This window comes from Sphingomonas faeni (genome assembly GCF_030817315.1).
In the GTDB taxonomy this organism is placed as follows: domain Bacteria; phylum Pseudomonadota; class Alphaproteobacteria; order Sphingomonadales; family Sphingomonadaceae; genus Sphingomonas; species Sphingomonas faeni_C.
The window spans coordinates 144340-171033 of record NZ_JAUSZF010000001.1; the positions used below are offsets into that span (position 1 = coordinate 144340).

General features: G+C 63.9%; 35 protein-coding genes. 31 read left to right on the top strand and 4 right to left on the bottom strand.

From position 1 onward, the window contains the following. The first annotated feature begins 15 nt into the window (after positions 1–15). The 3 genes from rpsG to tuf all read left to right on the top strand — a co-directional run bounded on the left by rpsG (position 16) and on the right by tuf (position 4113). Entirely contained in the window at positions 16–486 is a 471-nt protein-coding gene (gene rpsG, locus QFZ54_RS00725; RefSeq protein ID WP_055872660.1) for a 30S ribosomal protein S7, read from the top strand. A 123-nt stretch (positions 487–609) separates the two neighbouring features. Then, positions 610–2706 (top strand): elongation factor G, encoded by a 2097-nt coding sequence (gene fusA, locus QFZ54_RS00730; RefSeq protein WP_307083473.1) that lies wholly within the window; start codon positions 610–612, stop codon positions 2704–2706. Positions 2707–2919: 213 nt separating this feature from the next. Next, complete coding sequence (gene tuf, locus QFZ54_RS00735) at positions 2920–4113, top strand: elongation factor Tu (protein ID WP_031393767.1); 1194 nt, start codon at positions 2920–2922, stop codon at positions 4111–4113. An 857-nt stretch (positions 4114–4970) separates the two neighbouring features. On the opposite strand, the gene QFZ54_RS00740 is transcribed toward tuf, so the two are convergent. Further along, on the bottom strand, positions 4971–5168 hold the full coding sequence (locus QFZ54_RS00740; RefSeq protein WP_307083476.1) for an endonuclease domain-containing protein: 198 nt from the start codon (positions 5166–5168) through the stop codon (positions 4971–4973). Positions 5169–5437: 269 nt separating this feature from the next. Between QFZ54_RS00740 and rpsJ the strand changes: the two genes are divergently transcribed. The 26 genes from rpsJ (at position 5438) to QFZ54_RS00870 (ending at position 22085) form a co-directional block, all read left to right on the top strand. Continuing rightward, positions 5438–5746 (top strand): 30S ribosomal protein S10, encoded by a 309-nt coding sequence (gene rpsJ, locus QFZ54_RS00745; RefSeq protein WP_007406109.1) that lies wholly within the window; start codon positions 5438–5440, stop codon positions 5744–5746. 288 nt (positions 5747–6034) lie between these two features. Further along, positions 6035–6781, top strand: coding sequence for a 50S ribosomal protein L3 (gene rplC, locus QFZ54_RS00750; protein ID WP_056060507.1), 747 nt, complete (start codon positions 6035–6037; stop codon positions 6779–6781). Between the two features lie 2 nt (positions 6782–6783). Beyond that, complete coding sequence (gene rplD, locus QFZ54_RS00755; RefSeq protein ID WP_056047616.1) at positions 6784–7410, top strand: 50S ribosomal protein L4; 627 nt, start codon at positions 6784–6786, stop codon at positions 7408–7410. Continuing rightward, complete coding sequence (locus QFZ54_RS00760; RefSeq protein WP_056047618.1) at positions 7403–7717, top strand: 50S ribosomal protein L23; 315 nt, start codon at positions 7403–7405, stop codon at positions 7715–7717. Before rplD ends, QFZ54_RS00760 begins: the two co-directional genes overlap by 8 nt. A 4-nt stretch (positions 7718–7721) precedes the next feature. Continuing rightward, positions 7722–8561 (top strand): 50S ribosomal protein L2, encoded by an 840-nt coding sequence (gene rplB / locus QFZ54_RS00765; RefSeq protein WP_055872649.1) that lies wholly within the window; start codon positions 7722–7724, stop codon positions 8559–8561. A gap of 1 nt (position 8562) precedes the next feature. Next, the gene (gene rpsS, locus QFZ54_RS00770) at positions 8563–8838 is read left to right on the top strand and encodes a 30S ribosomal protein S19 (protein WP_031393761.1); all 276 of its coding nucleotides are present in this window, start codon (positions 8563–8565) and stop codon (positions 8836–8838) included. After that, positions 8838–9215: a 50S ribosomal protein L22 gene (gene rplV, locus QFZ54_RS00775; protein WP_056047621.1), complete on the top strand. Its 378-nt coding sequence runs from the start codon at positions 8838–8840 to the stop codon at positions 9213–9215. The genes rpsS and rplV overlap by 1 nt, the downstream gene beginning before the upstream one ends. Further along, complete coding sequence (rpsC, locus tag QFZ54_RS00780; protein ID WP_055872646.1) at positions 9215–9922, top strand: 30S ribosomal protein S3; 708 nt, start codon at positions 9215–9217, stop codon at positions 9920–9922. Before rplV ends, rpsC begins: the two co-directional genes overlap by 1 nt. Before the next feature lie 15 nt (positions 9923–9937). Then, positions 9938–10372, top strand: a complete 435-nt coding sequence (rplP, locus tag QFZ54_RS00785) for a 50S ribosomal protein L16 (RefSeq protein WP_031393758.1) — start codon at positions 9938–9940, stop codon at positions 10370–10372. A gap of 4 nt (positions 10373–10376) precedes the next feature. Beyond that, on the top strand, positions 10377–10583 hold the full coding sequence (rpmC, locus tag QFZ54_RS00790) for a 50S ribosomal protein L29 (RefSeq protein WP_307083488.1): 207 nt from the start codon (positions 10377–10379) through the stop codon (positions 10581–10583). A gap of 10 nt (positions 10584–10593) precedes the next feature. Further along, the gene (gene rpsQ / locus QFZ54_RS00795) at positions 10594–10866 is read left to right on the top strand and encodes a 30S ribosomal protein S17 (RefSeq protein WP_031393756.1); all 273 of its coding nucleotides are present in this window, start codon (positions 10594–10596) and stop codon (positions 10864–10866) included. A gap of 232 nt (positions 10867–11098) precedes the next feature. Further along, a complete protein-coding gene (gene rplN / locus QFZ54_RS00800; protein WP_031393755.1) occupies positions 11099–11467 on the top strand; it encodes a 50S ribosomal protein L14 in 369 nt (122 codons plus the stop codon). Beyond that, entirely contained in the window at positions 11467–11784 is a 318-nt protein-coding gene (rplX, locus tag QFZ54_RS00805) for a 50S ribosomal protein L24 (RefSeq protein WP_056047623.1), read from the top strand. Before rplN ends, rplX begins: the two co-directional genes overlap by 1 nt. Positions 11785–11848: 64 nt before the next feature. Then, positions 11849–12412, top strand: a complete 564-nt coding sequence (gene rplE / locus QFZ54_RS00810) for a 50S ribosomal protein L5 (RefSeq protein WP_307089199.1) — start codon at positions 11849–11851, stop codon at positions 12410–12412. 128 nt (positions 12413–12540) lie between these two features. Beyond that, a complete protein-coding gene (gene rpsN, locus QFZ54_RS00815) occupies positions 12541–12846 on the top strand; it encodes a 30S ribosomal protein S14 (RefSeq protein WP_056015537.1) in 306 nt (101 codons plus the stop codon). A 10-nt stretch (positions 12847–12856) separates the two neighbouring features. Further along, on the top strand, positions 12857–13252 hold the full coding sequence (rpsH, locus tag QFZ54_RS00820; protein ID WP_031393751.1) for a 30S ribosomal protein S8: 396 nt from the start codon (positions 12857–12859) through the stop codon (positions 13250–13252). Beyond that, a complete protein-coding gene (gene rplF, locus QFZ54_RS00825; RefSeq protein WP_056047628.1) occupies positions 13252–13785 on the top strand; it encodes a 50S ribosomal protein L6 in 534 nt (177 codons plus the stop codon). Before rpsH ends, rplF begins: the two co-directional genes overlap by 1 nt. Beyond that, entirely contained in the window at positions 13785–14141 is a 357-nt protein-coding gene (gene rplR, locus QFZ54_RS00830; RefSeq protein ID WP_031393749.1) for a 50S ribosomal protein L18, read from the top strand. Before rplF ends, rplR begins: the two co-directional genes overlap by 1 nt. 3 nt (positions 14142–14144) lie before the next feature. Then, positions 14145–14936, top strand: coding sequence for a 30S ribosomal protein S5 (gene rpsE, locus QFZ54_RS00835; RefSeq protein WP_307083499.1), 792 nt, complete (start codon positions 14145–14147; stop codon positions 14934–14936). Positions 14937–14942: 6 nt separating this feature from the next. Further along, on the top strand, positions 14943–15119 hold the full coding sequence (rpmD, locus tag QFZ54_RS00840; RefSeq protein ID WP_307083501.1) for a 50S ribosomal protein L30: 177 nt from the start codon (positions 14943–14945) through the stop codon (positions 15117–15119). Between the two features lie 120 nt (positions 15120–15239). Next, positions 15240–15782 carry a 50S ribosomal protein L15 gene (gene rplO, locus QFZ54_RS00845; RefSeq protein ID WP_056047631.1) on the top strand — a complete coding sequence of 181 codons (543 nt, stop codon included), beginning with the start codon at positions 15240–15242 and terminating at the stop codon, positions 15780–15782. A gap of 303 nt (positions 15783–16085) precedes the next feature. Beyond that, the gene (gene secY / locus QFZ54_RS00850) at positions 16086–17450 is read left to right on the top strand and encodes a preprotein translocase subunit SecY (protein ID WP_307083505.1); all 1365 of its coding nucleotides are present in this window, start codon (positions 16086–16088) and stop codon (positions 17448–17450) included. Positions 17451–17501: 51 nt separating this feature from the next. Next, positions 17502–18152 (top strand): adenylate kinase, encoded by a 651-nt coding sequence (locus tag QFZ54_RS00855; RefSeq protein ID WP_307083508.1) that lies wholly within the window; start codon positions 17502–17504, stop codon positions 18150–18152. A gap of 546 nt (positions 18153–18698) precedes the next feature. Next, positions 18699–19391 carry a winged helix-turn-helix domain-containing protein gene (locus tag QFZ54_RS00860; protein ID WP_128454363.1) on the top strand — a complete coding sequence of 231 codons (693 nt, stop codon included), beginning with the start codon at positions 18699–18701 and terminating at the stop codon, positions 19389–19391. Positions 19392–19396: 5 nt separating this feature from the next. Further along, the gene (locus QFZ54_RS00865) at positions 19397–20746 is read left to right on the top strand and encodes a sensor histidine kinase (protein WP_307083513.1); all 1350 of its coding nucleotides are present in this window, start codon (positions 19397–19399) and stop codon (positions 20744–20746) included. Between the two features lie 73 nt (positions 20747–20819). Beyond that, on the top strand, positions 20820–22085 hold the full coding sequence (locus tag QFZ54_RS00870; protein ID WP_307083516.1) for an MFS transporter: 1266 nt from the start codon (positions 20820–20822) through the stop codon (positions 22083–22085). 30 nt (positions 22086–22115) lie between these two features. On the opposite strand, the gene rsmD is transcribed toward QFZ54_RS00870, so the two are convergent. Beyond that, complete coding sequence (gene rsmD, locus QFZ54_RS00875; protein WP_307083518.1) at positions 22116–22652, bottom strand: 16S rRNA (guanine(966)-N(2))-methyltransferase RsmD; 537 nt, start codon at positions 22650–22652, stop codon at positions 22116–22118. Next, positions 22652–24232, bottom strand: a complete 1581-nt coding sequence (locus QFZ54_RS00880; RefSeq protein WP_307083521.1) for a pseudouridine synthase — start codon at positions 24230–24232, stop codon at positions 22652–22654. Before QFZ54_RS00880 ends, rsmD begins: the two co-directional genes overlap by 1 nt. 120 nt (positions 24233–24352) lie before the next feature. On the opposite strand from QFZ54_RS00880, the gene QFZ54_RS00885 reads away from it, so the two are divergent. Together QFZ54_RS00885 and QFZ54_RS00890 are read left to right on the top strand one after the other, a co-directional pair. Next, entirely contained in the window at positions 24353–24784 is a 432-nt protein-coding gene (locus tag QFZ54_RS00885; RefSeq protein WP_307089201.1) for a response regulator, read from the top strand. 85 nt (positions 24785–24869) lie between these two features. Next, the gene (locus QFZ54_RS00890; RefSeq protein ID WP_307083523.1) at positions 24870–26201 is read left to right on the top strand and encodes an AmpG family muropeptide MFS transporter; all 1332 of its coding nucleotides are present in this window, start codon (positions 24870–24872) and stop codon (positions 26199–26201) included. Here QFZ54_RS00890 and QFZ54_RS00895 read toward each other — a convergent pair. After that, complete coding sequence (locus tag QFZ54_RS00895; protein ID WP_307083524.1) at positions 26198–26650, bottom strand: DUF6628 family protein; 453 nt, start codon at positions 26648–26650, stop codon at positions 26198–26200. The two genes, QFZ54_RS00890 and QFZ54_RS00895, sit on opposite strands and share 4 nt — an antisense overlap. Positions 26651–26694 lie beyond the last annotated feature (44 nt).

Sequence of the window (26694 nt, forward strand, 5' to 3'; positions counted from 1 at the left end):
TAAAAGGAATACAAAATGGCACGTCGTCGTCGTCCCGAAAAGCGGGTCATCCTGCCTGATCCCAAGTTCGGGGATGAGGTTCTGTCGAAGTTCATGAACAGCGTCATGCTGGACGGCAAGAAGTCCGTCGCAGAGCTGATCGTGTACGGTGCGTTCGAAACCGTCGAGCAGCGCGCCAAGCGCGATCCGATCGGCGTTTTTCACGATGCGCTGAACAACGTGAAGCCGGGCATCGAAGTCCGTTCGCGCCGCGTCGGTGGTGCAACCTACCAGGTTCCCGTCGAAGTGCGTCCCGAGCGTGCACAGGCGCTGGCGATCCGCTGGCTGATCGGTGCGGCACGTTCGCGCAGCGAGAACACGATGGCTGCACGGCTGTCGGGTGAGCTGATGGACGCCGCCAACAACCGTGGCAACGCGGTGAAGAAGCGTGAAGATACGCACCGGATGGCGGAAGCCAACCGTGCATTCTCGCACTACCGCTGGTAAAAGCGGGCTTCGAAGACTAGCATTGGTAACCGCGTCACGGGCGGTCTTTCGCCTGTAACGCAAACACCTATATATTGGGGAGCCGGCACGTTCGGCTCCCCATATCCTTAAGGAAGCACGATCATGGCCCGCAGCCATCCGCTCGACCGTTACCGTAACATCGGCATCATGGCGCACATCGACGCCGGCAAGACGACGACGACCGAGCGCATCCTCTATTACACCGGCAAGTCCTACAAGATCGGCGAAGTGCACGAAGGCACCGCGACGATGGATTGGATGGAGCAGGAGCAGGAGCGCGGGATCACGATCACGTCGGCTGCGACCACCTGCAAGTGGCGCGCCGAAGAAGGTAAGGGCGAAGAGCACCTTATCAACATCATCGACACCCCCGGCCACGTTGACTTCACGATCGAAGTCGAGCGTTCGCTACGCGTGCTCGACGGTGCGGTTGCATGCTTCGACGGCGTTGCCGGCGTCGAGCCGCAGTCCGAGACCGTGTGGCGTCAGGCTGACAAGTACGGCGTGCCGCGCATGTGCTTCATCAACAAGCTCGACCGCACCGGCGCCGATTTCTACTTCTGCGTCAACTCGATCATCGAGCGGCTCGGCGCGCGTCCGGCCGTGCTGTATCTTCCGATCGGCATGGAAGGCGGCTTCAAGGGCCTCGTCGATCTCGTCGAGAACCGCGCGATCATCTGGCTCGAAGAGTCGCTCGGCGCGAAGTTCGAATATGCCGAGATCCCCGCGGATCTGGCCGACAAGGCCGCGAAGTATCGCAGCGAGCTGATCGAGATGGCCGTCGAGCAGGACGATGCCCTCATGGAGGCGTATCTCGAAGGCAACGAGCCTAGCGTCGCCGACCTCAAGGCGCTGATCCGCAAGGGTACGCTGAGCATGGCGTTCGTGCCGGTCGTTTGCGGTTCGGCATTCAAGAACAAGGGCGTTCAGCCCTTGCTCGACGCCGTGGTCGACTATCTGCCTTCGCCGCTCGACGTTCCCGCGATCCAGGGTCTGAAGCTCGACGGCGTGACGCCGGACGAGCGTCCTTCGTCGGACGAGGTTCCGTTCTCGGCACTGGCGTTCAAGATCATGAACGATCCGTTCGTCGGTACGCTGACCTTCGCCCGCATCTACTCGGGCAAGCTGGAGACCGCGTCGCAGGTCACCAACTCGGTCAAGGACAAGAAGGAAAAGGTTGGTCGCATGCTGCTTATGCATGCGAACAGCCGTGAGGACATCCAGGAGGCTTTCGCTGGCGACATCGTCGCTCTCGCAGGTCTCAAGGACACCACGACCGGTGACACGCTCTGCGCGATGAACGCACCGATCATCCTCGAGCGGATGGAATTCCCCGAGCCCGTGATCGAGCTGTCGGTCGAGCCGAAGACCAAGGCCGATCAGGAGAAGATGGGCGTCGCGCTCAATCGTCTCGCACGCGAGGATCCTTCGTTCCGCGTGTCGTCGGACCCCGAGTCGGGCCAGACCATCATCAAGGGCATGGGCGAGCTCCATCTCGAGATCCTGGTCGATCGCATGAAGCGCGAGTTCAAGGTCGAGGCGAATGTCGGTGCTCCTCAGGTCGCGTATCGTGAATATCTGAAGAAGCCGGTCGACGTCGACTACACGCACAAGAAGCAGTCGGGTGGCACCGGCCAGTTCGGTCGCGTGAAGGTCAAGGTCACGCCGGGCGAGCGCGGTTCGGGCATCACGTTCAAGGACGAGATCAAGGGCGGCAACATTCCGAAGGAATATCTGCCGGCGATCGAGAAGGGCTTCCGCGAAACCGCCGCGTCGGGTTCGCTGGTCGGCTTCCCGATCATCGATTTCGAGATCGTGCTGTATGACGGCGCGTATCACGACGTCGACTCGTCGGCATTGGCGTTCGAAATCTGTGCGCGTGGCGCAATGCGCGAAGTGGCACAGAAGTCGGGCATCACGCTGCTCGAGCCGGTCATGAAGGTCGAGGTCGTTACCCCGGAGGATTATCTGGGCGACGTCATCGGTGACATGAACAGCCGTCGTGGCCAGATCCAGGGCACCGACAGCCGCGGCAACGCACAGACGGTCGAGGCGATGGTGCCACTGGCCAACATGTTTGGCTACGTGAACTCGCTTCGCTCGTTCACGCAGGGTCGCGCGAACTACTCGATGCAGTTCTCGCACTATGACGAAGTGCCGCAGAATGTTGCGGACGAGGTGAAGGCAAAGTTGGCCTGAGCCTGAGGCGCACGGAGCCAGGACAACCTGGCTCCGAGACGCCGAAAGGCCAGCCGGCTTCGGTCGACGACCGAAGTTCGACGACGCGGAATTCACTTCCGCGTCGGCCTCTCCCTAAGCAGGGGCTGGCGCAACGCTTTAACAGCCGCTATTGGGCCGCGTTCGCGCGGTTCCCGGGGTGGCACCGGAATACGAATCAGAAGGTAGGAAACAATGGCCAAGGCAAAATTTGAGCGGAACAAGCCGCATCTCAACATCGGCACCATCGGTCACGTCGATCATGGCAAGACGTCGCTCACCGCTGCGATCACGAAGGTTCTGGCAGAGACGACCGGCGGTACCGCCGTCGACTTCGCCAACATCGACAAAGCTCCCGAGGAGCGCGAGCGCGGCATCACGATCTCGACCGCACACGTCGAGTACGAGACGGCCAACCGTCACTACGCGCACGTCGATTGCCCGGGCCACGCCGATTATGTGAAGAACATGATCACCGGCGCAGCCCAGATGGACGGCGCGATCCTCGTCGTTTCGGCGACCGATGGACCGATGCCACAGACCCGTGAGCACATCCTGCTCGCACGCCAGGTCGGCGTGCCCGCAATGGTCGTGTTCATGAACAAGGTCGATCTGGTCGACGACGAGGAAATCCTCGAGCTGGTCGAGATGGAAATCCGCGAGCTGCTCAGCTCGTACGACTTCCCGGGCGACGACATCCCCGTCATCAAGGGTTCGGCTACCTGCGCACTGTCGGGTTCGAACCAGAAGCTCGGCGCCGACGCCGTCACCGAGCTGATGCAGGCCGTCGACGATTATATCCCGCAGCCAGAGCGTCCGCTCGACAAGCCGTTCATGATGCCGATCGAGGACGTGTTCTCGATCTCGGGTCGTGGTACGGTCGTCACCGGCCGCGTCGAGACCGGCATCGTCAAGGTCGGCGAGGAAGTCGAGATCGTCGGCATTCACCCGACCGTCCGCAAGACCACGGTCACGGGCGTCGAGATGTTCCGCAAGCTGCTCGACCAGGGCCAGGCTGGCGATAACGTCGGCGCACTGATCCGCGGCGTCGCACGCGACGAAGTTGAGCGTGGCCAGGTGCTCTGCAAGCCGGGCACGATCAAGCCGCACACCGACTTCAACTCGGAAGTGTACGTGCTGTCGAAGGAAGAGGGTGGCCGTCACACGCCGTTCTTCGCCAACTACCGCCCGCAGTTCTACTTCCGTACGACGGACGTGACCGGCACCGTCGAGCTGCCTGAGGGCACCGAGATGGTCATGCCAGGCGACAACGTGTCGCTCGGCATCAAGCTGATCGCACCGATCGCCATGGACGTGGGCCAGCGCTTCACCATCCGCGAAGGCGGCCGTACCGTCGGTGCAGGCGTTGTTAGCCAGATCGACAAGTAAGCATCTAAGCATCTTCTCCTTCGGGAGATGATCGAAGAGCCCGGCTTCTCGCGAGAGAGGCCGGGCTTTTTCGTGTTTAAGTGTGCTGGATGTGGGAGCGGTGTGGGTAGGCAGATAAACGCGTGGGGCAAGTCCGCGGCGCACGAAGCGATGCAGCCACAACTTCGCTTGAGCGTCGCGTTGTACGCGATCAGGCAACGCGGGTTGCCAAGTGCTTACTCGTGGCATCTGCCCTTGCCCAATTGCAAACATCCGCACCTAGGTGCAGACTTTCGTAATGAAGAGCATAACTCTCGCGATGCTAGCTGCTCTACCGACCCCAACGGGTGTGGGATTGACTGAGTCTTGGCCGCCCGAAGCGCTATTAGCTGAAGCTGCCTTGCCCGAATCCAGGCAAGCGCTCACGTTGTCCGGACCAATGGCGACGTTATCCAACGTGCTGAAGCAACTTACATCTCAGCCGCATTCATGGAGCGCGGGCCCGGTCGAGAGGTCTGGTGAAGTAGCTAGTGTACGTCTTAGCTGGCCAGGCCAGTTCAGCTACAAAGATTTGGGTGGTATTCTATACCTGGTACAACTGAACGGCTTGACCATCACGGATACCGAACAGCTCTTGCAGAATTCTTGACGGCAGCTGGCTGTGTAAAACCGGTATTTGACGTGCAATTTTGGAGGATAGTGGAACGCCCGCAAATCCCCCAGCTAGGGAGAGGTGGCGCCGGAAGCGTCGGGGGGCGATTAGCTCTCGATGGCGGCTCGACGTTGGAGTGCGATGGACGTGATCTGGCTGACGACATCGTCGAGGTTGGCTAGCATTTCGCAGGCTGGGTAGCGGAGGACTTGGATGTTTCGGGCGACTAGCTAGGTGTCGCGGGTCGCGTCTCGTTCGGCCGGTCGCCCTGATTGTGAGCTTCGCCGTCGACTTCGATCGCGAGTCGGGCTGGGGCGCAGTAGAAGCCTAGGACGTAGGGGCCTGCTGCGTGTTGTTTTCGGAAGCGTAGGCCTTCTTCGTTAGTCCGCAGCGCACGCCAGAGGGCTATCTCTGGCAGGGTCATCTGTTTCGCAGGCGCTTGGCGTTGTTGTGACCTTGTAGGGATCCTTCGAGCCGCATCGCTTGCACCCCCCCCCGTCACGCTTCGCGCCACCCCCCCCCCGGGCGGGGGAGGATGGGTAGCATGGTTCTCGGCTGGCGGACGAGTTGAGTGGAAAATCCTCGCCCCCCAGTTGCGTTTTCGCCGACTCTCCCGTAATGGCCCGCCTTCGGTTTAAACATCAACCAGCAAGAGCCCGGAAACGGGCCCGCTCTTTCGCATCGGTAGGGACTATGGACAGCAATATCCGCATTCGTCTGAAGGCGTTCGATCACCGTGTGCTCGATCAGGCCACTGGCGACATCGCCGACACCGCACGCCGCACCGGCGCGCTCATCCGCGGTCCGATTCCCCTTCCGACGCGCATCGAAAAATTCACCGTGAACCGCGGCCCGCACATCGACAAGAAGTCGCGCGAGCAGTTCGAGGTGCGCACGTACAAGCGTATGCTGGATATCGTCCAGCCGACGCCGCAGACGGTCGATGCGCTGATGAAGCTGGACCTCGCCGCTGGCGTTGACGTCGAGATCAAGCTCGCCTAAGGGCTGGCGCGGCGCGGTCGACCGGTAACGGTCCCGCGCCGTTCGACATTGGGATACCGCCGTCGGTGAAAACCGACGGGGCAGCGTCCCCCGTCACGCTTCCGCATTCGCAGGAGCACCAGCCCGGGACGGGGGCACGTTTCGTATTTACCGGGTTGAACCGACTCCATTCAGGGCTTTTGCCGGGGATGGGGTCAGGTGGACGCATCATGGAGCTCGCTCCGGACATGGTCCGCAAGCCCCCGAGGAATAGTCCGACGGGGCCTCTGTCTAGGAAGGGACAAGATCATGCGTACTGGCGTGATCGCGAAGAAGATGGGGATGACCCGCCTGTTCCAGGAAGATGGTCGGCACGTGCCGGTCACCGTTCTGGCACTCGAAGGCAATCAGGTCGTTTCCGTTCGCGAAATGGATCGTGACGGCTACACTGCCGTCCAGCTTGGCGCAGGTGTCGCCAAGTCGAAGAATGTCGCAAAGCCGCAGCGCGGCCATTTCGGCAAGGCCGAAGTGGAGCCCAAGGCTGTCGTCCATGAGTTCCGCGTGAACGCAGACGGCCTGCTCGACGTCGGCGCCGAGATTTCGGCCGACCACTACGTCGCAGGCCAGATCGTCGATATCCAGGGCAAGACCCAGGGTAAGGGCTTCCAGGGCGGCATGAAGCGTTGGGGCTTCGGCGGTCTGCGGGCAACCCACGGCGTGTCGGTCTCGCACCGTTCGCTCGGTTCGACCGGTCAGCGCCAGGATCCGGGCAAGGTCTTCAAGAACAAGAAGATGGCCGGCCACATGGGCGACAAGTATCGCACCCAGCAGAACCTCGAGATCGTATCGACGGACGTCGAGCGTGGCCTCCTGTTCGTCAAGGGTTCGGTTCCTGGCTCCAAGGGCGGCTGGCTCTTCGTCAAGGACTCGGTGAAGGTCGCGCGCCACGCCGACGCACCGTTCCCCGCCGGTCTCAAGACCGCAAACAGCAACACCGCAGCAGACACGCCGGCCGAAACGACCGACGCACCTGCAGCCGACGGCCAGGAGGGCTGAGCGTGAAGATCAAGGTTTCATCTTTCGCCGGCACTGACGCAGCGGACATCGAGCTCAACGACGAGGTCTTCGGCCTCGATCCGCGCGCCGACATCCTGCACCGTGTCGTCACCTGGCAGCTCGAGAAGCGTCGCGAGACGGCTCGTGGTACCCGTGAGCGCGCAGACGTCGCACGCACCGGCAAGAAGTTCGGTCGCCAGAAGGGCGGCGGTACGGCTCGTCACGGCGATCGTCGCGCACCTGTGTTCATCGGTGGTGGTAAGGCACACGGCGCACGCGTCCGTGACTTCAACCCGTCGCTGAACAAGAAGGTTCGCTCGCTCGGCCTGCGGATGGCTCTCAGCAGCCACGCCAAGGCGGGTTCGCTGGTCATCATGGACAGCCTTGCTGTCGAGGGTGGCAAGACCAAGACGCTGCAGGGCGATCTCGCAAAGCTCGGCTTCGGCAAGCGTGCGCTCGTCATCGACGGCGACATGGTCGACACCAGCTTCGCATTCGCTGCGGGCAACCTGTACGAAGTGAACGTGATGCCGGCTGCCGGCGCGAACGTTTACGACATCCTGAAGCATGACACGCTGGTGCTGACGCGCGCCGCTGTCGAAAAGCTGGAGGCGCGCTTCCATGGCTAAGAAGCAGAAGGCGGGCATCGATAATCGTCATTACGACGTTATCCTCGCCCCGCACATCACCGAGAAGACGACGACCCTGTCGGAGTTCAATGCGGTTGTGTTCAAGGTGTCCAACGACGCCACGAAGCCCGAGATCAAGGCGGCCGTTGAGGCGCTGTTCGACGTGAACGTCGTCGGCGTGAACACGCTCGTCCAGAAGGGCAAGACCAAGAAGTGGAAGGGCACGAACTACTCGCGCTCGGACATGAAAAAGGCAATCGTGACGTTGAAGGACGGTCAGTCCATCGACGTGACGACGGGGATCTGAGGCCATGGCACTCAAGCATTATAATCCGACATCGCCGGCACGCCGCGGTCTCATCCTGGTCGACAAGTCGTCGCTCTGGAAGGGCCGCCCCGTCAAGGCGCTGACCGAAGGTAAGCACAAGACCGGCGGTCGTAACAACAAGGGCCATGTGACCTCGCGCGGCATCGCCGGCGGTCACAAGCAGAAGTACCGCTACATCGACTTCAAGCGTCGCAAGTGGGACGTCGAAGGTACCGTCGAGCGGATCGAGTATGATCCCAACCGCACCGCGTTCATCGCCCTGGTCAAGTACCCGGACGAAGAGCTCGCCTATATCCTGGCGCCACAGCGTCTGGCCGTCGGCGACAAGGTTCTCGCGGCCAAGAAGACCGACGTGAAGCCAGGCAATGCCATGGAGCTCGGTCAGATGCCGGTCGGCACCATCGTCCACAACGTGGAGATGAAGCCGATGAAGGGTGGCCAGATCGCCCGTTCGGCCGGCACGTACGTGCAGGTCGTCGGTCGCGACAAGGGCATGGTGATGGTCCGCCTGAACTCGGGCGAGCAGCGCTACATCCGTAGCGATTGCATGGCGACGGTTGGCGCGGTCTCGAACCCCGACAACCAGAACCAGAACCTGGGCAAGGCAGGCCGTTCGCGCTGGATGGGTATCCGTCCTCTGACGCGCGGCGTCGCCAAGAACCCGGTCGACCATCCGCACGGCGGTGGTGAAGGCCGTACCTCGGGGGGCCGTCATCCGGTTACGCCTTGGGGCAAGCCGACGAAGGGTGCGCGCACGCGTCATAACAAGTCGACCGACAAGATGATCATCCGGTCGCGTCATTCGACGAAGAGGAAGGGCTAACATGGCTCGTTCAGTCTGGAAGGGCCCCTTCGTGGACCTTCATCTGCTCAAGAAGGCAGAAACCGCCCAGGACACCAACGCGCGTTCGCCGATCAAGACCTGGTCGCGTCGCTCGACGATCCTGCCGTCGTTCGTGGGTCTCACGTTCAACGTCTATAACGGCCGCAAGTTCGTGCCCGTCTCGGTCAACGAGGACATGGTCGGCATGAAGCTCGGTGAGTTCGCGCCCACGCGCTACTTCCCCGGCCACTCCGCCGACAAGAAGGGCAAGCGCTGATGTCTAAGCAAGTCAGCCCGCGCAAGGTCGCGGACAACGAGGCGCTTTCGGTCGGTACGCAGATCCGTGGTTCCGCGCAGAAGCTCGGCCTCGTGGCTGCGCTGATCCGTGGCAAGAAGGTCGGCGATGCGATGAACATCCTCGCCTTCTCGACCAAGGGCATGGCGATCGAAGCGCGCAAGGTGCTGGCCTCGGCCATCGCCAACGCCGAGAACAACCATAACCTCGACGTCGACGCACTCGTCGTCGCCGAGGCTTCGGTCGGCAAGTCGATCACGATGAAGCGCTTCGCCACCCGCGGCCGCGGCAAGTCGACCCGCATTCTCAAGCCATTCAGCCGTCTGCGCATCGTCGTGCGCGAGCAGGAAGAAGCATAATGGGTCAGAAGAGCAACCCCATCGGTCTGCGTCTGCAGATCAACCGTACCTGGGATAGCCGCTGGTACGCCGAAGGCGCCGACTATGGTCGGCTCCTGCTTGAGGATCTCAAGATCCGCGCATTCATCATGAAGACGCTGCCGCAGGCCGCGATCTCCAAGGTGGTCATCGAGCGTCCGGCCAAGCTGGCCCGCATCTCCATCTTCGCTGCACGCCCCGGCGTGATCATCGGCAAGAAGGGTGCGGACATCGAGAAGCTGCGTTCGACGATCGGCAAGATGACGTCGTCGACCGTGTCGCTGAACATCGTCGAAATCCGCAAGCCGGAAGTCGATGCGCGTCTCGTCGCGCAGGGCATCGCCGATCAGCTCGAGCGTCGTATCGCCTTCCGTCGCGCCATGAAGCGTGCGGTTCAGTCGGCGATGCGTCTCGGTGCCGAGGGCATCCGGGTGAACTGCGGTGGCCGTCTTGGCGGCGCCGAGATCGCACGGTCGGAGAGCTATCGTGAGGGTCGGGTTCCGCTGCATACGCTGCGCGCGAACATCGATTATGCCGAGGCTACGGCGCACACGTCTTATGGCGTTTGCGGCGTGAAGGTCTGGGTCTTCAAGGGCGAGATTCTCGGCAACGATCCGACGTCGTACGACCGCATCATGATGGAGGCTCAGACCTCCGGCGTGCGGCCGCAGCGCGACGATCGTCGCTAAGGGGCAGGAACAGACATGCTGCAACCAAAAAAGACCAAGTTCCGGAAGGCCTTCAAGGGCAAGATTTCGGGCGACGCCAAGAGTGGCTTCTCGCTCAATTTCGGCTCCTACGGCCTCAAGGCGATGGAACCCGACCGGATCACCGCACGCCAGATCGAGGCGGCCCGCCGCGCGATCACGCGTCACATGAAGCGCCAGGGGCGTTTGTGGATCCGCATCTTCCCAGACCTTCCGGTCTCGGGAAAGCCAGCCGAAGTCCGCATGGGTAAGGGCAAGGGCGCGCCGGAATACTGGGCCGCTCGCGTCAAGCCCGGTCGGATCCTGTTCGAGCTCGACGGCGTCGACGGCAAGATCGCCGCCGAGGCGTTCGAGCGGGCGGCCATGAAGCTGCCGATCAAGGTAAAGGTCGTTGCCCGCCTGGGCGACACCTCGCATCTGGGAGGCGAGTAAGATCATGGCTCGTATCGACGACATGAAGACCAAGAGCGACGACCAGCTGTCGGAGTCGCTCGGCGAACTGAAGCGCGAGCAGTTCAACCTGCGCTTCCAGGCCGCCACGAACCAGCTCGAAAAGCCGAGCCGCGTTCGTGAGGTCCGCCGCGACATCGCTCGCATCAAGACCCTCCAGGCGCAGCGCACCACCGCCGCGCCTGTGAAGTAAGGAAAATATCATGCCGAAGCGCGTGCTGACCGGTCTGGTCGTGTCCGACAAGGGCGACAAGACGGTGGTCGTGAACGTCGAGCGTAAGGTGAAGCACCCGCTCTACGGGAAGATCATCCGTCGCTCGAAGAAGTATCATGCTCATGACGAGAGCAACGAGTTCAAGCAGGGCGAGACCGTGCGGATCGAAGAGACCGCACCGATCTCCAAGCTGAAGACCTGGAAGGTGATCGAGCGGGTCAACACCCACGCGACGCCGGAGCGGGCTTCGGCCGAGGGCTGAACCGGTTCCCGTCATCCTGACGAAAGTCAGGATCCAGAGCCAGGAGCGTAACGCTTCATAACTCTGGATCCCGGCTTTCGCTGGGATGACGGTTTACATTGGAACCTTGTGTTCCATCGACGGAACGGCTAAGCGGCCGCTCCTCCCCGTTGCGGTTCGTCCGTGGCGGGGTGATTTTTTAGGCGGGGTTCGGTCGGTATCGACCCCAGAGACAGAGAAGGGATACGGATCCATGATCCAAATGCAGTCCAATCTCGACGTCGCTGACAACAGCGGCGCGAAGCGGGTGCAGTGCATCAAGGTGCTTGGGGGTTCCAAGCGTCGTGTTGCAGGTGTTGGCGACATCATCGTCGTCAGCATCAAGGAAGCGCAGCCACGTGGCCGTGTGAAGAAGGGCGACGTTCACCGCGCGGTGATCGTGCGTACCGCCAAGGATATCCGCCGTGCAGACGGTACGGTCATCCGCTTCGACGGCAATGCCGCGGTGCTGGTCAACAAGAACGAGGAGCCGATCGGCACCCGTATCTTCGGCCCAGTCGTTCGCGAGCTGCGCGGCAAGAAGCACATGAAGATCATCAGCCTCGCGCCGGAGGTGCTGTAATGGCGTCGCAGCGTATCAAGAAGGGCGACAAGGTCATCGTCCTGTCCGGCAAGGACAAGGGCAAGACCGGTGAAGTCACCGTATCTATGCCGAAGACCGACAAGGTCGTCGTATCGGGCGTCAACATCGCCGTGCGCCACACCAAGCCGACTCAGGGTGACCCGCAGGGTGGCCTGATCCGCAAGGAAGCACCGATGCACGTTTCGAAGGTCGCTCACGTGACCGCCGACGGCAAGCCGACCCGCGTCCGCTTCGAGGAGCAGGACGGCAAGAAGGTCCGCGTCGCCGTCAAGACCGGGGAGAAGATCAATGGTTGATCAGAACACTGGCGCAGAGACCCAGGGCGAGAACACCGGCACCGAGGCCGTCTACGTCGCGCGCATGCGCAAGCTGTACGACGAGACGATCATCAAGGCGATGACCGAGAAGTTCGGTTACAAGAACGTCATGGAGATCCCCCGGCTCGACAAGATCGTGCTGAACATGGGCGTCGGCGAAGCCACGCAGGACAAGAAGAAGGTCGACCAGGCTGCTTCCGAAATGGAGCTGATCGCCGGCCAGAAGCCTGTCGTGACGAAGGCCAAGAAGTCGATCGCGCAGTTCAAGCTGCGTGAAGGCATGCCGATCGGCGTGAAGGTCACCCTTCGCCGCGAGCGCATGTACGAGTTCCTCGACCGTTTCATCACGATCGCTCTTCCCCGCGTCCGCGATTTCCGCGGGCTCAACCCGAAGAGCTTCGATGGCCGTGGCAACTATGCCTGCGGTATCAAGGAGCAGATCGTGTTCCCAGAAATCAGCTATGACCGGGTCGACAAGATCCGCGGCATGGATGTGATCGTGACGACGACCGCAAAGACCGACGATGAGGCTCGCGAGCTTCTGCGTCTGTTCGGTTTCCCGTTCCCGATCGAAGACGACGCTGCCGACGAGAAGAAGGCAGCTTAATCTAAGTCCCCCTCCCGCTTGCGGGAGGGGTCAGGGGAGGGGCCTCGCGCCTGACAGGCGCTGGTCCTTCCCTCCCCCAACCCCTCCCGCAAGCGGGAAGGGAGCTAGCAAAGAAAGAACTTAAGTCGATGGCGAAACTGAGTTCAGTCAACAAGAACGAGCGCCGCAAGCGCATGGTCAAGCAGTATGCCCCGAAGTACGCGGCACTGAAGGCGATCGCAGCGGACAAGACGCTCGACGATGGTGAGCGTCTGATCGCTCGCCTCAAGATGGCGGCACTGCCGCGCAACGCGAACCCGACCCGCATCCGTAACCGGTGCGAGCTGACCGGTCGCCCGCGCGCCTATTACCGCAAGTTCCGGCTCTGCCGTATTCAGCTGCGCGATCTGGCCAACAAGGGCCTCATCCCCGGCGTCACGAAGTCGAGCTGGTAAGGACTAAATCATGGCAGTGACCGATCCCCTGGGTGATTTGCTCACCCGTATCCGTAATGGCCAGCGCGCGAAGAAGGACTCCGTCCTCACGCCGGCGTCGAAGCTGCGCGTCCGCGTGCTCGACGTTCTGCAGCGCGAAGGCTACATCCGTGGCTATAGCGAAGAGCAGATGGGCCCCGCGGCCGGCCTTCGCATCGAGCTGAAGTATTTCGAGGGCCAGCCTGCGATCAAGCATGTTGCGCGCGTCTCGAAGCCCGGCCGTCGCGTCTATTCCGGCTCGCAGGAACTCCCGCGCGTCCGTAACGGCCTCGGCATCACTATCGTCTCGACGCCCCGCGGCGTGCTGTCGGATTCCGAAGCACGCGAGCAGAACGTCGGCGGCGAAGTCCTCGCGGAGGTGTTCTGATGAGCCGCATTGGTAAGAAGCCGGTCACCGTACCGGCCGGCATCACGCCGACCATCGAGAACAAGCAGCTGACGATGAAGGGCCCCAAAGGTACCCTCAAGATGCCGCTTCGCGACGAGATCAGCTACACGATCGAAGACGGCGGCATTTCGGTGCAGCCGGCCAACGACACCAAGCGTGCGCGCGCGTTCTGGGGCATGCAGCGGACCATGGTGCAGAACCTGGTCACCGGCGTGTCGGAAGGCTTCACCAAGAAGCTGCTGATCACCGGCGTCGGCTATCGTGCCGCAGCGCAGGGTCGCAACCTCAAGCTGCAGCTCGGCTACAGCCACGACGTCAACATCGACGTGCCGGAGGGGATCGAAGTCAAGACCCCCGACAACACGACGATCGAGATCTCGGGTTCGGACAAGCAGATGGTCGGTCAGCTGGCCGCGGAAATTCGTCAGTGGCGCAAGCCTGAGCCTTACAAGGGCAAGGGTATCAAGTACGACGGCGAGTTCATCTTCCGCAAGGAAGGGAAGAAGAAGTAATGACCAAGGGACTTTCTCTTTTCGCCAAGCGGCGTCGCCGCAACCGTACCGCGCTCCGCGCACGTGCAGGCACCCGTCCGCGGTTGTCGGTGCATCGCTCGGGCAAGCACATCTATGCCCAGGTGATCGACGATGCCGCTGGCACGACGGTCGCATCGGCCTCGACGCTGGAGAAGGACGTGCGCGGCACGTCCGGCGCCAACATCGACGCGGCGACTTCAGTCGGCAAGCGCGTCGCCGAGGCTGCCAAGGCAGCGGGCGTGACGCAGGTCGTGTTCGATCGCGGCGGCTTCCTCTACCACGGTCGCGTGAAGGCTCTTGCCGATGCCGCGCGCGAAGCCGGATTGGAGTTCTAAGACATGGCTGACGAAAACAACACGCCAGCAGTCATCCCGGTTGAGATGACGGCACAGGATGCAAACCTCACCCCGGCGCCGACTGGCTACCAGGGTGGCGGCAACTCCGGTGGCGGTCGCGGTCGCGGCGGTCCCGGTGGCGGCGGTGGTGGTCGTGGTGGCCCCGGCGGCAACCGCAGCGGTGGCCCCGGTGGCAACCGCGGTGGTCGTGACGGCGGTCGCGGTCGCGACAATCGTGGCGGTCGTCCGGGTGCGGATGATGGCGGCGAGGAGCTGATCGAGAAGCTGGTGCACATCAACCGCGTCTCGAAGACCGTCAAGGGCGGTAAGCGCTTCGGCTTCGCAGCGCTCGTCGTCGTCGGCGACGGCAAGGGTCGTGCAGGCTTCGGTCATGGCAAGGCACGCGAAGTGCCGGAAGCCATCTCGAAGGCGACGGCTGCTGCCAAGAAGAAGATGGTTCGCGTTCCTTTGAAGGACGGTCGCACGCTGCATCATGACGGCAACGGTCACTTCGGTGCCGGCAAGGTCACGCTGCGTTCGGCACCTCAGGGTACGGGCATCATCGCCGGTGGCCCGATGCGCGCAGTCTTCGAATCGCTGGGCGTTGCGGACGTTGTGACCAAGTCGGTCGGCACGTCTAACCCCTACAACATGATCCGCGCCACGTTCGAGGCCCTTGGCGAGCAGACCTCGCCCAAGGCCGTCGCACAGCGTCGCGGCAAGAAGATCGCCGACCTGCTCGGCCATGGTGGTTCGAAGACCGCCGAGGCCGATGCAGCTGCGATCACGGAGTAAGCGATCATGGCAACCATCAAGATCACGCAGACCGGTTCGCCGATCCGCCGCGAGAAGGACCAGCGCGCAACGCTGATCGGTCTCGGCCTGAACAAGATGCACAGGACCCGCGAGCTGGAAGACAGCCCAGAGGTCCGCGGCATGATCCGCAAGGTGCAGCACATGGTGTCGGTCGAAGGCTGAGCCTTCACGCTACCTAGTGACAAATACCGGGAAGGGGGCTAACGGCCCCCTTCCTTATTTCCGGATTCGAACCCGGCGATTTCAAACCAGCGCGTAACAAGCGAAAGCGAGTGCATTACCATGAAGCTCAACGAACTCCGCGATAACGAAGGTGCCCGTAAGTCCAAGATGCGCGTCGGACGCGGCATCGGCTCGGGCAAGGGCAAGACCGCAGGCCGCGGCCAGAAGGGCCAGAAGAGCCGCGAGGGCGTGTCCATCGCCGGCTTCGAAGGCGGCCAGATGCCGCTCCACATGCGTCTGCCTAAGCGCGGCTTCAACAACATCTTCCGCAAGGACTTCGCAGAGGTCAACCTCGGCGCGATCCAGCTCGCGGTCGACGCCGGCAAGATCGAGGCGAACGCCACGCTCGACCACGACGCGCTGAAGGCCGCTGGCCTGGCACGCGGCGGCAAGGACGGCGTCCGCCTCCTCGCCAAGGGCGAGCTGACCACGGTCCTCTCGTTCACCGTCGACGGCGCGTCGAAGGGCGCGATCGAAGCGGTCGAGAAGATCGGCGGCAAGGTCGAAGTGATCCACTTCGTCCCCGCAGCCGAGAAGGCTGCCGCCAAGAAGGGCGTGAAGTACAAGGAGCGTGCGGCGCACAAGGCGTCGTTCAAGGCTTAAGCCGAACCGGAAGGGGGCGGGTGCTGATGCGCTCGCCCCCTTTTTGTTTGCCTGACCGAGCATCTTCCGATCGCCCACTTCTGATCTGCCCCCGTTGAGGGACTTCCCATCCTCCGTTCGCCCTGAGCGAAGTCGAAGGGTACGTCACTCGGGGCAATGTCCTTCGACTTCGCTCAGAACGAACGGGACAGGGGGCGACCGGAATTCGCCTTGGCATTAGACAAGCGCGCTCCTGCGCCTATATGAGCGGCGGGGGCGGTCACAACGCATCCCGCCTTCTTTGTTTCCAGGACGATCACACGCATGGCATCCGCAGCCGACCAGATGGCGCAAAGCATCAGCCTTTCGAAATTCGCGAAGGCGACCGACCTCAAGAAGCGGTTGTGGTTCACGATCGGTGCGCTGATCATTTTCCGCCTGCTCAGCTATGTCCCGCTGCCGGGTGTCGACCCCACCGCGCTCGGTTTGCTCTCGCAGCAGACGCAGGGCGGCGTGCTCGACTTCTTCAACACCTTCTCGGGTGGCTCGCTCAGCCGCATGTCGCTGATCGCGCTCGGCGTGATGCCCTACATCACCGCCTCGATCGTGGTGCAGCTCGCGACCTCGCTGTCGCCGACGCTCGCCGCCATCAAGAAGGACGGCGAATCGGGCCGCAAGCGCCTCAACCAGTACACCCGCTACGGCACCGTCGGCCTGACCGCGGTGCAGGGCTATTTCATCGCCGTCGGCCTTGAAACGCTCGGTGCCGCACAAGGCATTCAGGCGGTCATCGAGCCCGGCATGATGTTCCGCGTCGCCGCGGTCATCTCGCTGATTGGCGGTACGATGTTCCTGATGTGGCTTGGCGAGCAGATCACCAGCCGCGGCATCGGCAACGGCGTCTCGCTGATCATCATGGCCGGCATCGTCGCGCATCTGCCCGTCACGCTCGTCAACCTGCTCGAAGGCGGTCGCTCGGGCTCGCTCGATCCGATCAAGCTGATCGGCATCGTCGTCGCGGTGGTCGTGCTGATCCTCTTCATCTGCTTTATGGAGCGCGCACAGCGCCGCATCCTGATCCAGTATCCCAAGCGCCAGACGCAGCGCGGCATGCAGGCCGATCGCAGCCATCTGCCGCTGAAGATCAACACCGCCGGTGTGATCCCGCCGATCTTTGCGTCGTCGCTGCTGCTGATGCCGCTGACGATCTCGCAGTTCGCCGGCCAGCGCGTCGCAGGCGAATCGAACTGGGGCGATTTCATCATCACCCTCAACCAGTACCTGCAGCATGGCAGCCCTGTGTACATGCTGCTGTACGGCGCCGGCATCATCTTCTTTTCGTTCTTTTACACCGCGGTCGTCTTCAACCCCGAGGAAACCGCCGACAATCTGAAGCGCAATGGCGGGTTCATCCCCGGCATCCGCCCGGGCAAGAACACCGAGAATTACTTCGACTACGTGCTGACCCGCATCACCGTGATCGGCGCCGCGTATCTGACGATCATCTGCCTGTTGCCGGAATATCTGGTGACCGCGTTGCAGATCCCGTTCTACCTCGGTGGCACCAGCCTGCTGATCGTCGTCAACGTGACGATGGACACGGTGACGCAGATTCAGTCGCATCTGCTGGCACACCAGTATGGCGACCTGATCAAGAAGGCGAAGCTCAAGGGCAATCGACTTCGTTAAGCTGCGGGTCTAACCCAGTAAAATCCTGCACGAACGAGGGGAGTGCGTTTCGTGAATATCATCCTTCTTGGACCGCCGGGCGCGGGCAAGGGCACCCAGGCCGCCACGCTCGTCAGCGAGCGCGGCATGGTGCAGCTTTCGACCGGCGACATGCTGCGTGCAGCGGTCGCCGCCGGAACGCCGGTCGGCCTCCAGGCGAAGTCCGTGATGGCATCGGGCGGTCTCGTTTCGGACGAGATCGTCTCGGGCATCATCGGCGAGCGTCTCGACCAGCCGGATACCGCGAACGGCGTCATCTTCGACGGCTACCCGCGGACTGCCGCGCAGGCCGAAGCGCTCGACGGTTTGCTGGCGGATCGCGGCCGCACGCTCGACTATGTCATCGAACTCGGGGTCGACGAAGCCGCGTTGATCGACCGTGTCGTTGGCCGCTACACCTGCGCCAAGTGCGGCACGGGCTATCACGATCGCTACAAGAAGCCGGTCGTTGCGGGCGTCTGCGACGTCTGCGGCGCGACCGAGTTCAAGCGCCGTCCCGACGACAACGCCGAAACCGTCCAAAATCGCATGGCCGAATACCGCGCGAAGACCGCACCGATCTTGCCGATCTACGACGCACGAGGCCTGGTCCACCGCGTCGACGGCATGGCCGACATCGCGCACGTGGGCTCGGCGATCGCTTCGATCCTCGACGGTAAGTAAGCTTAGATAATCGTAGGTAAGTATGTTCTCCCGCGAAGGCGGGAGAACAGTCTGGGCTCCTGCCTTCGCGGGAGAACAAGATTGGGACTGCGACGTTGCGACTCTTTTTCCCCCTACTCCGTCATCCCGGCGAACGCCGGGACTCATGGATACGGCGGACCACCCGTTAGCGTGCAACCATCACCGAACCGCAACCATGGGTCCCGGCGTTCGCCGGCATGACGGGGGGGTATGGACGTATCGTCGGGGGCCTTGCCGCACTGATGGGTTAACGCCCCACTGGTACCGCATTCGCTTTCGCCGTTGCCCGCGTAAGAACATCCACCAACATGACGAAATTGTCACCCGTCGGTCATCGCCCTGACCCCCTCCCGATCCTAGAACCAACACGTGGCCAGCAACGGTCGGACGAGTTTCCAGAGATCGGTGCCCGTCACTCCCGGGGGTACCGTGGGGGCCGGTGGGAAGACTTCTTTCCGCCGGCCTTTCCGTTTATGAGGGTCGGCGATAGTGACCGAATTCGGTGGCAGGGAAGGTGATACCGCGTTGAGCCGCAAGATTTTGATCGTCGAGGACGATGCGTCGACCTCCGCCTATCTTGCCAAGGGTCTCGCGGAAGCCGGCCATGCGATCGAAGCCTGTGCGGACGGCCGCGATGGCCTGTTCCTGGCGAGCGAAGGCATTTTCGACCTTATTATAGCCGATCGCATGCTGCCCGGACTGGACGGCTTGTCGATGGTCAGCGCGATCCGTGCCGCCGGCATCGCCACCCCGGTGCTGATCCTGTCGGCACTTGCGGCGGTCGACGACCGCGTCGATGGCCTCAAGGCCGGCGCCGACGACTATCTCTGCAAACCCTTCTCGTTCGCCGAATTGTCAGCGCGAATCGAGGCGCTGGTTCGGCGCTCCGATCGCGCTGCCACCGAACCGCAAAAGACCAAGCTTTCCGTCGGTGACCTTGAGATTGACCTTCTCGCCCGCGCCGTCTCGCGTGCCGGCCGCTCGATCCCGCTCGGCGCGCGCGAATTCAACCTGCTCGAATTTCTCGCCCGCCACGCCGGCCAGGTCGTGACCCGCACGATGATGCTCGAGAAGATCTGGAACTATCATTTCGACCCGGGCTCGAACGTGGTCGACGTGCACATCGGCCGCCTCCGCCGCAAGCTCGAGGACGGCTTCCCCACGCCGATTCTGCACACCGTGCGGGGGGCAGGATACCGGCTCGCCGTCGAAGGCTGATTGGGGTGGCGATCCGCCTTTCGGTAACCGCCCGGATCGCGCTTCTGTCGATAGCATTGGCGCTGGTCTCGAATCTTGCGCTGGTCGGCTTCGTCTGGAAGACCACCAGCGCCGATGCGATCGATGCGATCCGCCGCGAAACGACTGAGCAATCGGAAGCCTTGCGCGCGGTCTGGCGCAGCGGTGGCCTCCCCGCAATCCGCCAGGCGATCGGCAGCGCGGTAGTCCCCGGCGACGTCTCGCTCGTTCTCGCGGTAGTCGATCCGAAGGGCAGGGCGGTGGTCGGCATCGCCCCCGAACGCCTGGCGGTGCCTCTCCGCGTCACGCAGTTCCGTATCGCACGACTCGGTGCGGACGAACTCTGGTCGGCGCGCGAGACCGGGTACGCGCTGCACCCGCTCGGCACCTACTGGCTTCTCACCGGCCGCAACCTCGACCTGATTGCCGCCGAGGAACGCGCGATCGAGCGAGCCCTCGCGGTTGCGGTATTCCTGTCGCTGGCGTTGGGCGTGCTCGGCGGCCTCGTCCTGACGCGGTATGTCGGCCGCCGGCTCGACGGTATTGCGAAAGCGATCGAAGCAGCCGGAGAGGGCGATCTGTCACGCCGCGTCGACATGATCGCTGGCGGCGGCGATGCGTTCGATCGGTTGGCGGCCCGCCTCAACGTCATGCTCGGCAAGCTCGAAGGTGTGATGGCGGAGCTGCGGATCGTTACCGACAGCCTCGCGCACGATCTCCGCTCGCCGCTCGCCCGTCTCCGCACCAAGACAGAACAGGCGGTATTGATCGCCGACCCCGATGCGCGCGAGGCCGCGCTTGGAGGCTTGCTGGTCGAAACCGATCTCGTCATGCGGATGCTGACGATGGTGATCGAGATCAGCCGCTCGGGTTCGGTCTCACGCGACCGCTTCATCGAGGTATCGCCCGCGAACCTCCTCGAAGAGATCGGCGAGCTTTACGCGCCGGTCGCGGAGGACGCCGGGCTCGTCTTCACGATCGCGATCGACGACCGGCCGCCGCCCATGAAGCTTCACCGCGAACTCATCAGTCAGGCGATCACGAATTTGATCGACAACGCGCTCCGCCACGGTGCCGGCGGGGGCGAGGTCACGTTGCGCATCGTCCATCAGACCGACGGCGTCGCGATCCAGGTCGAAGACCGCGGCCCCGGCATCGCCGCCGCCGATCGGGCACAGGCGCTGAAACGCTTCGGCCGCCTCGACAGTGCCCGCTCCACGCCCGGTGCAGGCCTTGGCATGGCGCTTATCGAAGCCGTCGCGCGCCTTCACGACGGTCGTTTCGAACTCGCGGACAACGCCCCCGGCCTGATCGCCCGCATCGTCCTCCCCCTCTGATCCTCTCCCTTGCGGGGAGGATCGTCTGAGGCAATCGGTTGACCCCAACCGCCTCCGCGGCGATGCCGTGCACATGACGACACTCGCCTCCAACCGCCGTATTCTCGCCGCCAGTCTGGTCGGCACCGCGGTCGAGTTCTACGATTTCTACATCTACGCGACCGCCGCCGCGCTCGTGTTCGGCCCGCTGTTCTTCGCCGGGCAATCCGACTCGGCGCAATTACTCCTCAGCTACGCGACGTTCGGCCTCGCCTTCGTCGCGCGGCCAGTCGGCGCGGTCGTGTTCGGACACTTCGGCGACCGCGTCGGGCGCAAGTCCACCTTGGTTGCGTCGCTGTTGCTGATGGGAGGATCGACCGTCGGGATCGCGTTCCTGCCGACCTACGCACAAGTCGGCTGGATCGCGCCGGCGTTGCTGTGCTTGATGCGGCTGGGGCAGGGGCTAGGCCTCGGCGGCGAATGGGGCGGGGCGGCATTGCTCGCGGTCGAGAACGCGCCGCCGCACCGCAAGAACACCTGGGGAATGTTCCCGCCGCTCGGGGCGCCAGTGGGCTTCCTTGCCGCCAACGGGCTGTTCCTGATCATCGGGCTGGTGCTCGACGATGCGCAGTTCCTTGCCTGGGGCTGGCGGATTCCGTTCCTGCTGAGCGCGATCCTGGTGGGGCTCGGTCTATGGGTACGGCTTAAGCTGACCGAGACGCCCGCCTTCCTCGAAGCCGAAGCGACCGAGGCGCTGCCCAAGGTACCGATCGCGACGCTCCTTACGAAGCATCTGCGCGCGACGTTGGCAGGCACGTTCGGCGTCATCGCATGCTTCGCGCTGTTCTACCTCGCGACCGCGTTTGCGCTCGGCTACGGCACCAAGACCCTAGGCTATTCTCGCGAGGCATTCCTGGCGGTCGAACTCGTCGCGATCTGGTTTCTTGCAGGCGGCGTGATTGTGGCCAGCGTGCTGGCGGACCGGCATTCCGCCGCGCGGATGCTCGCGATCGGGTTTGCCGGGTGCATCGGCGTCGGCGCGCTGATGGGGCCGATGCTGGGCTCGGGATCGCTGTTCACGGTGTGGCTGTGGCTGTCGGGCGCGCTGTTCGTGATGGGGTTCGCCTACGGCCCGCTCGGCGGATGGCTGCCGAGCCTGTTCCCGGCCGGAGTGCGCTACACCGGCGTATCGATGACGTTCAATCTTGGCGGGGTGCTCGGCGGTGCGCTGGCACCGATCGTGGCGGAGGCGCTGGCGCCGCGCGGGTTGTGGCTGGTCGGCGGGTATCTGATGGCGGCGGGGGTGCTGAGTTTGGGTGGCCTGCTGATCCTAGGCCGCACCGCCACCGCCAAACGATAGTATGTTCTCCCGCCTGCGCGGGAGAACATTTTAGGCGGGTCGAAGCAGCGTCAGCCGCGCCTTGCCGTGGACCCGCGTGGCGTCGACCTCGAAGCCCGCCAGCTCGACGACCTCGGCCTTCGCCGTCTCCAGGCTGATCCACGTCGCCGGCCCGAACCAACCCAGCCGCGACAGCTTGTCGAGCGCGACCAGCCCGGAACCGGTATTGTACGGCGGATCCATGAGGATCACGTCGAGCGGCGCCGGCGCGGGTCCGAGCGCCATCACCGATGTCGCGCGGACATCACCGCGGATCTCCAGCTTGGCGAGGTTGGCCTTCAGCGCATCGACCGCCAGCTTGTCTGATTCGACGAACATGCACGTCGCCGCCCCGCGCGACAGCGCCTCGATCCCGAGCGCCCCGGAGCCTGCGAACAGATCGGCGACCGCCAACCCCTCGAAACTCCCGACCCGGCTGGTCAGCATCGAGAACAATGTCTCGCGCATCCGGTCCGCCGTGGGACGGGTGGAGTCACCCTTGGGTGCGACGATCGGGCGTCCGCGCCATTGGCCTGCGATGATACGCATCAGCGCTTCCCTCCACGTGGAGCACGGGGCGGATGGCCGCGCCCTCCCGACGGACCCTTGCCCGGTGCGGTCGGACGACTGCCACGCTCGGGGCGGGCAGGCGCCTCGCGCACGGGCCGCGGCTCGGCGCCCGGACGCCCGGCGGCACTGCGAGCGGCACGCTTGTCGAGCGAACCGCGTCCCCGCGAATCATCCGCCTGCGGACGGAAGCCTCGCGGCTGTTCCTGGCGTTGCACGGTACCGCCCGCACCGACGCGAGACGGCGTAGCGCGTTCCCGCGGCGGCTTGGCCGCGCGGAAGTGCTTGATCTTCGGGCTCGTGCTCAGTTCCTCGCCGCGATCCGCACGCTCCTGCCGCACATAGGGTTTGGACGTCTCGCCACTCGTGGGCCGGGCATGATGCGTCCCCGTCGGCCGAGCGGCATTGCGTGCATCCGGCCGCGCCCAGGGATCGTTCACGTCGCCGCGCTGCATGGCGGCCGTCGGGCGGATCCGTTCCGGGCGAGCCGGCCGCGAAGGCCGATCGGTCGGTACCGCACCATTCGAAAAGCCCGAGCTCGCCGGTGCCGCATACGGGCTGCGAACCGGACTGCGCGCACCACCGGCAGCAGGCCGCGCACCTGAAACCGGACGCGCACCCGGCGCCGGACGCGACGTGGGAGTAGGTCGCGGCGCATTGCTGCCCCGCTGACTCGACCGTGCGCCGATCCCGGCCCCGGCACCCGCACTTGCGCTGATACCGATATTCGCACGCGCGCCCGGACCCTCCGGCTTGCCCTTCGCCAGCTCCTTCTGGAACGCGACGACGTCGTGCTGCAGCACCTCGCCGATCTGCCCCGGTGCAAGATCGCCAAGCACGAACGGACCATAGCGCGTCCGGATCAGTCGCGAGACCTGCAACCCGAGATGCTCCAGCACGCGGCGGACTTCGCGGTTCTTGCCCTCGGTCAGGATCATTTCGATCCACACGTTCGCGCCGGTACGCCGCTCGATATTGGCGTTGATCGACCCGTAGCGGACGCCCTCGATCTCGATCCCCTCGATCAGTTCCTCGAGCTGCGGCTGCGTGATGTTACCGTAGGCGCGCGCGCGATAGGCACGCTCGACACCCGTCGCGGGCAGTTCTAGCTGGCGCTTGAGCCCACCGTCGGTGGTCATCAGCAACAGCCCCTCGGTGTTGAGATCGAGGCGGCCGACCGGGACCAGCCGCGGCAGTTCGCGCGGCAGGCGGTCGTAGATCGTCGTGCGTCCGGCCGGATCGCGCTCTGTGACGAGCAGCCCGGTCGGCTTGTGGTACAGGAACAGCCGTGCAGCGCTCGGCGCCTCTACCGGATCGCCATCGACCGTGACGCCGTTGAGATTGCGTAGAATCGTCGCGGGTGTATCGAGAATGGTGCCGTTGAGCGCAACGCGCCCCTCGGTGATCATCCGCTCAATATCGCGGCGCGAAGCGATCCCGGCGCGGGCGAGCAGCTTGGCGATACGATCGCCCTTGATTGGTGAAGCACTGGCTTCGGGGGAGGTTGCAGGCGCGTCGTTCGACGGGCTGGCAGTCGGGTTATCGTCTTTTGAAGTCGTCATGGCGCGGCTGATACTATGGATCGGCGTCCAGCGCGAAAATATTTGCGACCGTTCGCCGGTAAGCGCGTTAGGACACGCAAGCGTAACGACGATGTGAGCGCACTCGGGGGCCTTTCGGCGATGTTGTTCGGGAAGAAAAAGCGGCAGATCGTCCGGCTCCTCGTGGTCGAGGATGAACCGCTCGTCGCGTTCGACACCGAATATTTTCTCACCGACGCGAAGTTCACGATCGTCGCGACGATCGACCGGGTTGCGGACGGGCTGTCGATCCTCGCGAGCGAGACGGAAATCGACCTGGTGCTGGTCGACGTCAACCTTGCGGACGGCTCGGGCATAGACGTCGCGCGCGCGGCGCATGCCCGCGGCGTGCCGGTGATGTTCGTGACGGGCAGTTGCCCCGTCGAGGCGACCACGCTCGCCGCCGGCTGCATGGCCAAGCCGTACATGCCGCGCGACCTGATCGCCGCGATCGAGGCGATCGAGGCGATGCTCGGCGGCAGCGAGCCGAAGCGCGTCCCGTCGGGCTTCACGCTGTTTCCGCAGGCTGCGTGACACCGCCCCCATTCCATCGCCTGACGGGTAGCGCATCGCCGATTTGCCGTTAGGGTCCTCCCGAGCAATTGGGAGCGCAAGTACGATGGACGGAACCGAAGGCAAGCGCTGGAGCGACGGCTTCCGACCTTATGTCGAGAAAGCGCCGCTGGCCGCGCTGGCGCTCGGGATATCGTCCGGCTTTCCGTATGCGATGATTGGCGCGACGCTGACGACGCGGCTGGCGGCCAGCGGGATTGACAAGAAGACGGTGACGGCATTCAGCCTCGCCTTCCTCGTCTACAACCTGAAATTCCTGTGGGCATGGGTAGTCGATGGCGTCCGCTTGCCGATCATCGGGAGACTGGGCCAGCGCGTGTCCTGGCTGATCGTGACGGCCGCGCTCGTCGCCGCGGCGGTAATCCATCTCGCCTTGATCGATCCCGCGGCAAGCATTGCGGCGACGGCGACCGCGGCGATCCTGGTCGGTGCGGCGGGTGCGACCTTCGACGTCGTGATCGACGCGTTCCGCATCGAGACGCTCGAACCGCGCCAGTTGGGCGTGGGCTCCGGTATGAGCCAATATGGCTGGCGGATCGGATCGGCGGGTGCTGGCGCACTGGCGCTGGTAGTCGCCGAACGTGCGGGCTGGAGCGCCGCCTATCTGGCGTGCGCGGTCTTCGCATTGCCTGCGGTCCTGGCGGGCCTCGCGCTCGGTGAACCCGAACGCCGCCGTCCGCCGATCGAGCGCCGCGGTCTTGCCGAAGGCTTCCGTGCAATCTCGGGCCCGTTCGTCCAGTTCTTTTCACGCGAAGGGGCGTTCGTCGTCCTGGCATTCATTCTTATCTTCAAGGTCGGTGACACGCTCGCCAATCTGACGCTGCGGTTGCTGTTCGACGACCTCGGCTTCACCGGCGACGAGATCGCGTTCTACGACGTCGGGATCGGCTTCATCGCGTATCTGGTCGGCATCTTCATCGGCGGCATCCTGTATGCGCGCATGGGAATGAAGCGATCCGTCTTGCTGTCGCTCGTCCTCATGGGCGTATCGAACCTGTCATTCGCGGCACTTGCGGCCGTTGGGCACTCGAACCTCGGCATGGCCGCTGCAATCGGCTTCGAGAATGCCGCCAGTGGCTTTGGCGGCGTGGTCGTGATCGCGTATTTTTCCGCCTTGTGCGACCTTCGCTTCACCGCCGCTCAGTTCGCGCTGATCTCGGCCGCGGCGAGCATCCTGGGGCGGATCGTCACGGGCACGACCGCAGGCGCGTTGATCGAGGCGATCGGCTATGTCGACTTCTACCTGCTGACCACCGTCCTGGCGCTGCCGGGCGTCGTCCTGTTCTGGTGGATGAGCCGGTCGGGGATGATCGATCGTTCGATCGGCAGCGCGGGCGTGGAGGGTGAAGGTGACGCCCGCGCTGGTGATCCGGTCTAAAGCGTGATCGGGCGCCCCTCGTCGGCAAAGGCGGCGGCGACCGCCGCGGCGCTGGCGAGGACGCCGTCGATGCGGCGAACACCGAGCAGGTCGGCCATCAGGTAGCGCGCGGTTTCGGGGGCGGTCTCGACGCGCGCGAGCACCGACAGCATCGCTGACTCCGCCGGCGTCATCCTCGCACAGCAGCAGGGCGCGATCGCGATCGTGGCGGCCGAGGTGCCGGCAAGGTCCGCCATCAGCGCCCTAATTAGAACGAGCGGACGGCGGAAGCCCTGCCCGAACGCGGTGAACATCGTGTGCGAGGCGCGGGCGTCGGCGAGGCCGTGGGCGCCCATCCGCCGCATCGCGAACAAGGCGATTCGCGCATTTTCACAATGCGGTAGGGCATGCGGCAGCAACGACGTCGCACTGGCGCTCGTCTGCGTCGAATTGGGGCGGGTATCGGTCATTCACGCGACTCCGTAGTGGTGCCCACAACGTCGCGTGTTGGTTA